Genomic DNA, 8,903 nt, shown 5'->3' on the forward strand with positions numbered 1-8,903 from the left:
TAGCAATGAGTTAATTGTTTACCCGTGAAGGAAGTGGTATGGATACGGTTAAAGTACGGCATGTGAAGCAAACTGCCCCGGGAACCTATGAATTTCGGGAAGATGGCGCGGATTCGCCTATACTGGTCTGGTACACTAACGCGTCATCAATGTATAAGACGTTATCACCGCAGGACCTGCCTCAATATTTTAACCAGCGTGGCACGCCAATCAATGTCAACACCGTGCCGCTTGATGATCCGAGCCTGACGGGTCAAACACCCGGCCTGGAAATCCCGGAGCAATCCACATGGCGGGATGGTGTAATGGTTAACCCGCAGCAGGATCCGAATGAAATGGCGGGGAATAAAACGGAAACACCGATATCGGATGGAACAGACCGCGGGCCAACGAAGACGACCACGCCAGTACAGGAAAGCGATTTCCGGGATTATATTCTGGTCTTCCCGATTGAAGGCGTGCCGGCGGTTTATGTTTATTTGAGTGAAAATAGTAAGTATGGAATTCTCATATGGACGAAAGGAACGGTAGGATCAAGAATTAAAAATGCTATTAATCACTGGTTAAAACATGGAAACGAATTCCCTAATTTAAAAAGTTCTAATGAGTATATAGACGCCACTCATGATTTTATTAAAAATCCGCCTAAAGGTACTCTTAGCAAAGAAAATGACAAGGGTGATAAATTATTTTATGATCCTGATTCTAATACATTTGCCGTACAATCCAAAAGTGGTGCGCCCAGAACGATGTTTAAACCTAAAGCAAAAATGAAATATTGGAGTAATCAATGAGTGATAAATACCATTGCCCATGTTGTAATCATACGACCCTTGATGAAATTGGTGAATATCTTATTTGTGACATTTGTGGATGGGAAGATGATCCGGTGCAGTCTAAAGATGCCGAATTTCAAGGAGGAGCCAATGAAATGAGTTTAAATGAAGCAAGAAAAGCATTTTCAGAAGGTAAAAAAGTAATGTAACTTTATCTACATTAGAAAATGTATGTTTTAGTATCTGTAAATCATTTATCCATACATATAATGATAAATGCCAGTGTTAACACACTGGCATAACTTATCTATATTTACTATTTAACTAAAATGAGAATACAATGTTTAATATTATTGCAAAAGATTTTTCCACGGAATTTTTCGGAGAGCCGGCCTTACCATCATCAATAATTATTGATGATTTTAAAGAAGAATTCTTTTTACCAACAACATATTGGAATCTGAATGATTATAAAAGAAGTTGGGTTAAGTCTATTGAGGAAGGATTACATAAAAAAAACCACTCTGCATTAGCTGTTTCTATTTATAATCCTAATAAAGCTAATTTTATTTTTGTATGGATAATTTATTTTAAAGGAAAAGATGTTTTTATACAAAACCAAACATTATTTATGGATGATTGCCCTGGATTTGAACCTAACAGAATCAATAGTTTCATTGAGCCACGCTATACAGAAACAGAAGATGGGAATAAAATTTCTGAGTGGCGTACAGATCTGAATAGTATATTAGCATTTCATCAAAAATTAAAAATGGAAATTTAACAAATAAATGGTGCCGCTTGCATTTTATAAAATATTATGCAAGTGGTACTCTTGGCGAATTCAACTCTGAAGTGCAACATTACCTACATTTTTTAACTCGTTGAAAAAAATGAGAAGTAGTACACTACATTGAGACTTTTTGGGGATTTTATGGGACTTGATATACATATTACGACAATTAATGGTGAAGTTACTCATATAGTTATGAGTGAAACTTTACATTCAAATATTTTTTCTTCTTCAACGAGATGGAGTAGTTCAAAAAATCTCAGTAAGATTAAAGATTATTACAAAACAGACTGTTTATTAAAAAATAAGGATGCTGTTTCTTTTATTCATGAGCTAACCGAAATAGGAAATAGAATCACAGATGGAAAAGACGAATTGAATAAAATAATAGAAAAGTTAAAAAATATACAAGTCAGATCTGTTAGGGTTAATGGTGACTGATTTATAAATCAAAAGCCGGAAAGATCCCATGATCTTCCGGCTTTTTTTAAAGCGGCTCAGCTCTTGCCCTTGCAGGGCGGGATTCTACCTTGCATGAAAATCATCCAACATGTGGTTATTGATAATTTCTCACATTCCATACAATTTTATCGATAGGTTTTGATATCTGATTTGTGTATTTATTGAGCCTGAATAGGCTTCTTTTTAGTCACAATAACCATATAAAAAATGTAAGATTTAGTCCTGTGTCCTTATGCTCCCATTAGAGCAAATGAAATAAGGAATTAACATGACAAACAAAGCTGTTATTTTACTAAACGACACTACCGATCACGGTGAAAAAGCGATCACCGCTGTCGGTGGTTATACTTATAAAGGCATTCTAATTGTCGGGAAAACGGATTTAGTTGAATGCCCTAAATGTGAAGGTGTGTTTCCCATTATTGAAGGTAGTGAAAATTTAAAGAGTCATGGAAAAGCAATTGCTGTAGAAGGTATGCACACTGCGTGTGGTGCCAAGTTGATTGCCAGCCAGAAAGAGTTTCTCGCCTGACAAACCGCACTGATGCGCTGCGCTTGTCTTCTCCGATTAACCGGGCTAATAAATTAACCCGGTTAATCGGAGAGAAAAAAACCATTTCTATTGATTATCTCTATATTACTTATCATTCATTTTCACGGGATAACGGGGTAAATGCCATATTATTCATAAATTTCATTACGTTAATCTATCCCTCATTATCCCAGTTTATCCCGTGACATAATGTCATCATTTTAAATTTCTTTAAATTCAATATATTAATTCCTGCCAGAGAAAAATCTTTTTCGGGATAATCTCCACTGTCATAAAGTCGATTTATTTGTAGCCACTCTACATTACGGGATAGGACGGGATAATACGGGATAAGTAAAATATCTATAACTAACTGATATATTTTAAAATAAATCTTTCTTATCCCAATATCCCGTTATCCCAGCGCTTTTTTCTTGTGTGAGGTTAATCCTCATCCCTGAAAATCAGCACCACAAACCGCCCCTGAGTACCGTTCACTGAAATAGTTTTACTGATAAAGCGGTCTTTCTCTGCTTTAACCAAGCGGCGGCCACGCTTTGTGAGGATTACCGGTGTGATACATGGCAGTGCCGGAAAGTGTCGGACAATATTGCCTATGCCGTGCCGACACGCGCTGACAGGTATGTGGTCAAAACCGAGACCACTGACTTTAACGGCGAGGTGTCAGCGGATACGTTCGGGCTGATGGTCACCCTGACCGTACTGGGCTATCTGACGGCACTCATAAAGCAGGATGAAATCGCTGAACGGTTGTGTGATTTGCGGGCATACGCGCTGCAACATCCCCAGGCCCCGTGTATCCGGGCAGCTTTAGGTTTAGCGGGGGCATGACGATAATTTAACCCATTCTGGCACTACGCCAGTCACCCGGACGGGGAATACTTTTCCCGTTGGGCAGGGTGTTCTCCGTCTTTTTTTATTGACAGGAGAACATCATGCAAAAAAGTGACCTTATCATGCTGGACAGTCCTGCGCTGTCAGCCGTGTTTCCCGGCAAAAAACCGCTGGAGCGGTTGTTTCTGGGGTTTCTGATTGCCAATACCGCCGCGCAGTTATGTGGTGAGTACCGGTATGAATGCTGGGACAGGCGGGATGCCTCTGAACCGCTGACCTATATGGTGCCGACATCTGCCGCCACGTATTCTGTTTATCTGCCGGACAGTGCGTTAACCGTCACGCTGTCTGCCGATGCGTTCGGGCTGGCGGTGACGACAGCGGTGTTTGCCCGTATCGCGGTACTGGATGAATCCGATGAGGATGCGTACCGGTTCGGCGAACTGCGTGAATATGCGCGGCAACACCCAGAAACCGAACTGATACGTACAGTACTGGATTTAAGCACGCCGGATAAGGTGCTGAGTCCGTCATTAATCCGCAGTGTCAATAATAATAATCATAACTGACGTTATCAGCCCATGATGCTGTTAACCCTTTTCTTAAGCGCCTGACCAGGGAGCCGAAAACACCTTCCCGGTCTCGGGCGGGTGTTTTCTTTATTTGACCTCAAATCAAGGAAATACGTATGAACCCGATTTTTTTACCGGCACCGGATGACACCGGTACGGTATCCCATGAAGAACTGTTTACTGTTCAGGTCACCGGCCTGATGCAGCACCCGCAAGCGAGGCAATCACTGCGGGAAGAAACCCTACCCGTTCAAGATCCTAATTGGCAAAGACAACCTGACCGCCAACGGCATCGAACTGCCGGAAGTGGAAGGAGCGGTGGTTTCCGGTTCAGCCAGTGGTGACTGGACACTCTCCTGTGTACGCGGGCAGGTCAATTCCATCACCTTTGTGTTTCAGGATGGCACCGTGCGTACCCTGCCGGGCACAGGGCAGAATCAGCAGGGTATCGGCTGGTTATCTGATGAAAACGGCATTCCCTGTATCAGCGGTGAGCGTAAATCCAACGCCAGCTCTTATCTGCCAACGTTGTTTGCCCTGTCAGCCATGAATTCGGCTGGCGATGCCCTGAACGAGAGTCAGCGAACCGCCCAGACCCACGGCACTGGCGGTATCACTTCCGCGTTAACGGGTAACGCCGGACAGGCGGCATTAGGAAAAGCCCTGGCCGGTGGCATGAATGACATCACCGAATGGCTCAAACAACGTTACAGCCAGACGTTTGATGCGATCTACGTCCCGCCCGGTGCCGGTGTTGTGGTGCATATCACCCAAAGTCTGGCGATGGATTACGAAACGAAAGGCCGTAAGGTGCGTTACGACTTTAGTGAACCCGTTCAACATGATACTCAGGAAGCCTTAGATTAATGGAAAAGCCTGTCTTTCAATGGCTGTTCAGTGCCAGCCAGCCCTATTGCCTGCACCCCCACACGCTGAACCGGTACCGGTTCAGCTCTACTGGCGGCCTGCCCATCAAAAAGCGTCCCGGCTCTGTCTTGCCATCGGCAATGCGTGTCAACCGCTGGGTGACGGTGATTTTACGGTCTGGCGCCTGTCAGACACACAGTGGCAATCCATGGTGGCAGGCAACAACGAGGCTGAGCCTGAACAGTGGGAACGGCTGCCGTTTACGGTATCGGAGCTGGCCGTCCATCCTGAGTTTGCCACCTTGACCGCGATTGGCATTACGGAGGTTCAGCGATGCGAAAAATAAACGCTGTTGTCGTGCTGTGTCTGTCAGGGCTGATGGCCGGTTGTTCAACCTCGAAAGACACGTTGCTGCCTGCCGGCGGGCAGACGGTGCTGGCGATGTGGCAGGGCAATAAAGCCGGTCACACTGCCGTGCAGGCCAGAACCGCATTGCGCAGAACGTTGACCGGAACCGAACGCCGCCGGGCTTTGGAAGAGCATTACCATTACAGCCGTTCGGCTGCGCAGGAAATCAGCCAGCAGTTTCCCCGTCTCCCCAATCCCGATATGGTGATGTATGTCTTCCCGCATCTGGCGGCAGGCAATACGCCGATACCGGGCTACAGTACGGTGTTCCCGTTTTATCAGCAGGTGCAGTACGCCCTGCCGGGTGAACGCACGGAGGCCCTGTAATGGAAAAAAATCCCAAGGCACTGCATCGCCCCGGCAAGCTGCGTGAAACCGATGAAGCCGCGATTTACCGGGCCAGCCCCTCCATCATCGACTACCTGCCCTGGGTGGAATATCTGGAAGACGGGCAATGCCTGTTGCTGGATGACGGGGTTTCCGTGGGAGCGGTCTATCGTATCGAACCGGTGGCCACCGAAGGGCGCCCGCTTGAACGGTTGATTGAAATCCGGGACCAACTGGAGGATGCGATCCAGGACAGTCTGGAGGAAGACGATATCTCACCCTGGGTGGTGCAGTTTTTTTGTCAGGATGAAGATGATCCAGCCAGTTACCTCAATACGTTACGGGACTATGTAAAACTCTGGGCACAAGGTACCGCGTTTACGGAGGCCTTTCTGGCCGAGTCCGAACGCCACCTGAACAGCATTGCTCAGCCTGAGGGGATATTTTACGACAGCTTAATTACCGGGCAACCGTGGCGGGGACAGCAGCGCCAGACGCGTATGGCAGTGTATCGCTGGTTGCCTGCGCACAAATCACAGGCAAACCACTCAACGTTATCTTCCATTGCTGCACTCAATCAGGTCTGCGAGCGTCTGGTGTCGTCACTGGCGGCGGCGGGTATTGTGGCTGTCCGGCAAAATGGCGAGCAGATCCACAGTTGGTTGTTACGTCATTTTAACCCAGCCCCGGACTGGAGCATGGCCAAAGTCGATTTTTACCACACGGTGAGTTATGAAACGCCCATGCAGCTCGAACTCCCGATTTATAATGACTTTGCCGAAAGCCTGTGGTTTACCCCACCGGTATCTGATCCCGAAAACGGTGTCTGGTGGTTTGATGGCCTGCCGCATAAAGCGGTTCCGGTTGAACGCCTGCGCCGCCCGCCAGAACCGGGCACGCTGACGGGCGAAGTGAAACGGGGGGATAATATCAATGCGCTGATGGATATGATGCCGGCAGGCACCGTGGTTTCTTTGACCATCGTGGCGCAGGTACAGGATACACTGGAAGAGAGCTTTACCCGGCTGGCAAAAAATGCGGTGGGGGAAAATACCGAATCGGCGCGTGTCCGGCAGGATGTGCAGGAGGTCAAAACCTTACTGGGACGGCGGCATAAACTGTATCGCAGTGCGCTGGCCTTTCTGGTGCGGGGCAACGATGTCACTGATCTGAACCGGCGGGTGCATCAGTTATCGTCAACCCTGCTGAGCACCGGATTACAACCGGTGCGACCGGAATTCAGTGTGTCCCCGCTGAATGCCTATTTACGCGCCCTGCCAATGTGTTTTAACCCGCAGAAGGATAAGAAACACTGGTATAGTCGCCTGACCTGGGTACAACATCTGGCGGGACTATTGCCGGTGACAGGCCGTTCAACCGGCACCGGGCATCCGGGGTTCAGCTTCTTTAATCGCGGTGGTGCACCGCTGACCTTCGATCCGATGAACAAGCAAGATCGCACCCAGAATGCGCATTTATTGCTGTTTGGCCCGACCGGGGCAGGCAAATCGGCCACGCTGTGCGCCTCTCTGGTGCAACTGATGGCGATCCACCGACCGCGTTTGTTTATTGTCGAAGCGGGGAACAGCTTTGGCTTGCTGGCCGATTATTACGCCAGTCTGGGGCTGACCGTCAATAAAATCGGTATCAAACCGGGCTGTGGCGTGAGCCTGGCGCTGTTTGCCGATGCCCATCAACTGTTGCAACTCAGCCCCCAACAATGGCGTATTCATGAAGCCGATATTCCGGATACGGATGAATCGCAGGATGACGGCGATGAGCAGCGTGATATTCTGGGGGAAATGGAAATTGCTGCCCGGCTGATGATCACCGGGGGTGAGAAAAAAGAGGAAGAGCGCCTGACCCGTTCGGATCGGGGATTAATTCGTGAAGCCATTATGATGGCAGCACACACCAGCTTTGCTGAGGGACGCCAGATGCTGGCCTCTGACTTACAGAATGCCCTGTATGCCATCGCCCGCAGCCATCAGCAGGATGAACACGGCCAGCCCTTGATCACGGCACATCGTCGGGCACGGGCGGATGAAATGGCCGGTGCCATGTCAATGTTTACCCAGGGTTTTGAAGGGGAACTGTTTAACCGTCCCGGTACGCCGTGGCCGGAAGTGGATGTCACGTTGATTGATCTGGGAACACTGGCGCGGGAAAACTATTCGGCGCAAATGGCACTGGCAATGGTGTCGCTGATTAACACCGTGAATAATCTGGCCGAACGCGACCAGTATCAGGACAGGGAACTGCAACTGGTGATCGACGAAGGGCATATCACCACCACCAACCCGCTGCTCTCTCCCTATATGACCAAGGTGGTGAAAATGTGGCGTAAACTGGGCGCCTGGCTGTGGTTGGCAACCCAAAACCTTGCCGACTACCCGGATACCGCTGAGAAAATGCTGAATATGGCGGAATGGTGGCTGTGCCTGACCATGCCGCCGGATGAAGTCGAGCAAATCGCTCGTTTCAAAAAATTGAATGAAGAGCAGAAAACTGTCTTGCTCTCCGCCAGTAAACTCCCGCGCTGTTATACCGAAGGTGTGGTGCTGGCGAAAAAAATCGAAGCGCTGTTTCGGGTGGTGCCACCCAGCCTGTATCTGGCGCTGGGGATGACGGAAAAAGAAGAAAAAGCGGAACGACGGGCGTTAATGCGGGAACATCAGTGCAGTGAATTGTAAGCCGCGATGTGGGTGGCCAGAAAAATGGATATTGCGCGGGGATTACGGGTTTGATTGTGTGGTTCCAAAAGTCTCGGATGAGCCTGTATTGTATTTCCACAAAATACAATACAGGCTCTATGAGAGACTTATTCCCAGAAAAATGTTGCCTTTCCTGGGTTAAATGTCAGCTTAGCTTTCTTCCAGTCCTTTCCTGCCAGAACCCTCTCTATGCACTGTGTAGGGTAGAGATAATCTGCGGGTGTAAAGGTTTCATAGGCGGAATCGGCATTAAGTTTAAACTGATGCGTTATTTTTACTTCCCTTTTCCCATCAGGATGCTGTTGTTGCAGGCATTCTACGTATGCTTCATTAAAGTCATCAGGTAATCCTTCAAGCATACAGCCTTGTGCCCATGAAAGGAGTTGTTCAGGTGTATATTGTTCCGCTTCTTCGTCTGAAGTTATGGGGGTGTTTAAGGTGCGATCTAGCGTATTCGTGAATGATGACAACATTGCCGATATCTCTGGTAAATAATTTAACGCGATGCTCGACTTTAACATCCTATCACGTTGGCTTGTTGAAGCCAGTCGCGTTGACTTTTACCTTGTTTAACATTGGCAAAAATACCCAACGGTG

General features: G+C 47.8%; 11 protein-coding genes and 2 pseudogenes. 12 read left to right on the plus strand and 1 reads right to left on the minus strand.

The window, feature by feature from the left end:
- Positions 1-14: 14 nt before the first annotated feature.
- The 12 genes and pseudogenes from ABLA76_RS04185 to ABLA76_RS04240 all read left to right on the plus strand — a co-directional run bounded on the left by ABLA76_RS04185 (position 15) and on the right by ABLA76_RS04240 (position 8,285).
- Positions 15-794, plus strand: coding sequence for an S-type pyocin domain-containing protein (locus tag ABLA76_RS04185; RefSeq protein WP_348986973.1), 780 nt, complete (start codon positions 15-17; stop codon positions 792-794).
- A complete protein-coding gene (locus tag ABLA76_RS04190) occupies positions 791-985 on the plus strand; it encodes a CPCC family cysteine-rich protein (protein WP_348986974.1) in 195 nt (64 codons plus the stop codon). The genes ABLA76_RS04185 and ABLA76_RS04190 overlap by 4 nt, the downstream gene beginning before the upstream one ends.
- A 131-nt stretch (positions 986-1,116) precedes the next feature.
- A complete protein-coding gene (locus ABLA76_RS04195; RefSeq protein ID WP_348986975.1) occupies positions 1,117-1,560 on the plus strand; it encodes a hypothetical protein in 444 nt (147 codons plus the stop codon).
- 150 nt (positions 1,561-1,710) lie between these two features.
- Positions 1,711-2,010 (plus strand): hypothetical protein, encoded by a 300-nt coding sequence (locus ABLA76_RS04200; protein ID WP_348986976.1) that lies wholly within the window; start codon positions 1,711-1,713, stop codon positions 2,008-2,010.
- 289 nt (positions 2,011-2,299) lie between these two features.
- Positions 2,300-2,563: a PAAR domain-containing protein gene (locus ABLA76_RS04205; RefSeq protein WP_348986977.1), complete on the plus strand. Its 264-nt coding sequence runs from the start codon at positions 2,300-2,302 to the stop codon at positions 2,561-2,563.
- A 573-nt stretch (positions 2,564-3,136) separates the two neighbouring features.
- Positions 3,137-3,415 (plus strand): annotated as a pseudogene (locus tag ABLA76_RS04210) (antirestriction protein); the annotation flags it as partial.
- A gap of 104 nt (positions 3,416-3,519) precedes the next feature.
- The gene (locus ABLA76_RS04215; RefSeq protein ID WP_348986978.1) at positions 3,520-3,987 is read left to right on the plus strand and encodes an antirestriction protein; all 468 of its coding nucleotides are present in this window, start codon (positions 3,520-3,522) and stop codon (positions 3,985-3,987) included.
- A 119-nt stretch (positions 3,988-4,106) separates the two neighbouring features.
- The gene (locus ABLA76_RS04220; protein WP_348986979.1) at positions 4,107-4,334 is read left to right on the plus strand and encodes a hypothetical protein; all 228 of its coding nucleotides are present in this window, start codon (positions 4,107-4,109) and stop codon (positions 4,332-4,334) included.
- A pseudogene (locus ABLA76_RS04225) lies at positions 4,231-4,857 on the plus strand (TIGR03752 family integrating conjugative element protein); the annotation flags it as partial. The gene ABLA76_RS04220 and the pseudogene ABLA76_RS04225, both read left to right, overlap by 104 nt.
- Positions 4,858-4,876: 19 nt before the next feature.
- Complete coding sequence (locus tag ABLA76_RS04230; RefSeq protein WP_348986980.1) at positions 4,877-5,203, plus strand: hypothetical protein; 327 nt, start codon at positions 4,877-4,879, stop codon at positions 5,201-5,203.
- Positions 5,191-5,592 (plus strand): TIGR03751 family conjugal transfer lipoprotein, encoded by a 402-nt coding sequence (locus tag ABLA76_RS04235; protein ID WP_348986981.1) that lies wholly within the window; start codon positions 5,191-5,193, stop codon positions 5,590-5,592. Before ABLA76_RS04230 ends, ABLA76_RS04235 begins: the two co-directional genes overlap by 13 nt.
- A complete protein-coding gene (locus tag ABLA76_RS04240) occupies positions 5,592-8,285 on the plus strand; it encodes a conjugative transfer ATPase (RefSeq protein ID WP_348986982.1) in 2,694 nt (897 codons plus the stop codon). The genes ABLA76_RS04235 and ABLA76_RS04240 overlap by 1 nt, the downstream gene beginning before the upstream one ends.
- A gap of 128 nt (positions 8,286-8,413) precedes the next feature.
- Here ABLA76_RS04240 and ABLA76_RS04245 read toward each other — a convergent pair whose 3' ends face one another.
- On the minus strand, positions 8,414-8,827 hold the full coding sequence (locus ABLA76_RS04245; protein WP_348986983.1) for a hypothetical protein: 414 nt from the start codon (positions 8,825-8,827) through the stop codon (positions 8,414-8,416).
- Between the last annotated feature and the right edge of the window lie 76 nt (positions 8,828-8,903).

This window comes from Xenorhabdus sp. SGI240, from assembly GCF_040081915.1.
Classification (GTDB): domain Bacteria; phylum Pseudomonadota; class Gammaproteobacteria; order Enterobacterales; family Enterobacteriaceae; genus Xenorhabdus; species Xenorhabdus bakwenae.

Bases quoted from the DNA above. Each gene is read 5' to 3' on its own strand.
- ABLA76_RS04235 (WP_348986981.1), top strand. From the start codon at position 5,191: ATGCGAAAAATAAACGCTGTTGTCGTGCTGTGTCTGTCAGGGCTGATG.
- ABLA76_RS04220 (WP_348986979.1), top strand. From the start codon at position 4,107: ATGAACCCGATTTTTTTACCGGCACCGGATGACACCGGTACGGTATCC.
- ABLA76_RS04205 (WP_348986977.1), top strand. From the start codon at position 2,300: ATGACAAACAAAGCTGTTATTTTACTAAACGACACTACCGATCACGGT.
- ABLA76_RS04190 (WP_348986974.1), top strand. From the start codon at position 791: ATGAGTGATAAATACCATTGCCCATGTTGTAATCATACGACCCTTGAT.
- ABLA76_RS04200 (WP_348986976.1), top strand. From the start codon at position 1,711: ATGGGACTTGATATACATATTACGACAATTAATGGTGAAGTTACTCAT.
- ABLA76_RS04240 (WP_348986982.1), top strand. From the start codon at position 5,592: ATGGAAAAAAATCCCAAGGCACTGCATCGCCCCGGCAAGCTGCGTGAA.
- ABLA76_RS04195 (WP_348986975.1), top strand. From the start codon at position 1,117: ATGTTTAATATTATTGCAAAAGATTTTTCCACGGAATTTTTCGGAGAG.
- ABLA76_RS04230 (WP_348986980.1), top strand. From the start codon at position 4,877: ATGGCTGTTCAGTGCCAGCCAGCCCTATTGCCTGCACCCCCACACGCT.
- ABLA76_RS04215 (WP_348986978.1), top strand. From the start codon at position 3,520: ATGCAAAAAAGTGACCTTATCATGCTGGACAGTCCTGCGCTGTCAGCC.
- ABLA76_RS04245 (WP_348986983.1), bottom strand. From the start codon at position 8,827: ATGTTAAAGTCGAGCATCGCGTTAAATTATTTACCAGAGATATCGGCA.